This window comes from Streptomyces sp. NPDC050121 (assembly GCF_044460385.1).
Classification (GTDB): domain Bacteria; phylum Actinomycetota; class Actinomycetes; order Streptomycetales; family Streptomycetaceae; genus Streptomyces; species Streptomyces soliscabiei.
On the sequence record NZ_JBITJV010000110.1, the window covers coordinates 1 to 2022 of the forward strand.

Below are 2022 nucleotides of genomic sequence, written 5' to 3' on the forward strand. Positions count from 1 at the left end.
TGTCTAGTCCCAGGTGATGCCCGACGTTCTGGTCCCAGGTGATGCTTGACGGTGGGCCTAGACAACATCGGAAACCTTGTGGGGCTTGTTCGCCTTGACGTGGCGGACGGGAATGTCGGTCGTGCGCCGGATGACCCGGACCTGGCCGTCCAGGTCGACGGTGATCGTCGTGTCCGACACGTGCACGGTCACCGTCTGGCCTGCGTACGTCCGGCCGAGGGAGACGACCTGCCGGCAGACCATGATCGTGCCCACAGCACTGATCCGCCGCTGCACCCGCACCGGCTCGATGCCCGGCCGCGGTGGCGGTCCGGCCGGACGCAGGCCCCGCAGCCGACGCACTTCCTCTCCGGTCAGCGGGTTGGGCCGCACCCGCAGGAGTTCCCGCGAGGACGGGTCGAAGAACGACAGCGTCTCGTCGTCGATGCGGATGCCGACCTGGCGGCCGCCGAGGATCTCCGCGGCCAGCACCTGGCGCCCGGCCAGGCCCACCAGGCCGCTGTTGTTCACGACCCGGTCCACCTCGAACGCCATCCCGTCACCGGCAGGCAGCGGGGCCGGTCCGGCCGCACGGCCGCCCCGGACAGCCAGCCGTCCCAGATCAGCCACCGACAGGTGCGACCGCACGCTCTTGATCCGCGTCCCAGCGATCAGCAGATGGATCACCGAGGTGTCCGCCCAGAACGTCACCGTCAGCCCCGAACGGGCCGGACCCACCCAGAACTGCTTGCCCGCGACCTGCAGATTCCCACTCGCAGGCACCACCCGATCGAACTCCACCGGCCCACCGGGCTCCACCGGCGCCACGACCGGGACCACCTCAGGCAGGGCGGCGGGCACAGCCGAGGCTTCACCCGGAGCCGCGTCCGAGTCCGGAGCCGCGTCCGAGTCCGGGTCCGGGTCCGCTGGAGGTGTCCGCTGCTGCGGCACCAGCGCCAGCACTCTGGGAATCTTCAGCCCCAGCACGTCCCGCTCCTCCTCGGGCACCGGGGTGAACCGGTCTCCCGGAGACTGCATGTCCAGGGCCTGATGCGGACGCATCGAGTTGTATTCCTGCACCCAACGATCCAGTGCCGCCTGGGCCGCTTCGATGCTCTCGAACGCACCGCAGTCGTCGAGGAGTTCACGCCGCAGCGTCTGATGGAACCGCTCGACCTTGCCCGTCGTGGTCGGCGACGCCGGCTGCGTCAGCCGATGCGCGATCCCGTTCTCCCGGCAGATCCGGTCGAACAGCACCTCACCGCCCTGCCCGAACCGGTCGGTGAACTGCTTGCCGTTGTCGGTCAGCACCTCTTCCGGCACCCCGAACCTCCGCAGGGCCCCCGCGAACGCCGAGCAGACCGCCCGACCGGTCGCCCGCTCGACCACCGACGCGATCACGCAGAACCGTGAATGATCATCCACACCAGTCACGATCTTCGCCTCGGTCAGCTCGCCGGTCACCGTGTCGACGAGCATCACGCCGCCGACGATGTCCATCTGCCACAACTGCATCGGCCGATCCCGCTGCCAGCGCTTGTAATCCGACCGCTTCCGGCGCCGGACTCCAGGCTCCACCAGCCCATGACGGACCAAGATCCGATACACCGTCATCCGCGACGGCACCGGGCTCACCGCCCCCGAACGCTCCAGCACATGAGCGATCCGCCGCGGCCCCCACCGGGGATGCTCACGCCGCAACTCGCACACAGCCGTCTCCACCTCGGCAGACGCCCGATGCGGACACGAAGCCGGCCTACGGGAACGGTCCGCCAACCCAGCCAGACCTGAGGCGACATACCGAGACTTCCACCCGCTCACGGTCTGCCTGGAAACACCCAGCTGAGCGGCGATCTCCGTCACCGTCGCACCCGCCAGCACCGCCAGAACAGCCCGGTATCTCTGCTCGACAACCGACAACTCCACCAGAGCCAATCCCGGCCTCCTGCCACACGCCGCAACGACGCGCACAGCAAAGCCGATCACGGCCACCGTCAACCATCAGCTGGGATCGAAGTGTCAAGCATCTCCCGGGACCGGACA

1 protein-coding gene is annotated in these 2022 nt (G+C 68.8%); it reads right to left on the reverse strand.

Annotated features, from left to right (window positions below; translation table 11 throughout):
* Positions 1–57 precede the first annotated feature (57 nt).
* Complete coding sequence (locus tag ACIBTS_RS49335) at positions 58–1899, reverse strand: IS481 family transposase (RefSeq protein WP_399328553.1); 1842 nt, start codon at positions 1897–1899, stop codon at positions 58–60.
* Positions 1900–2022 lie beyond the last annotated feature (123 nt).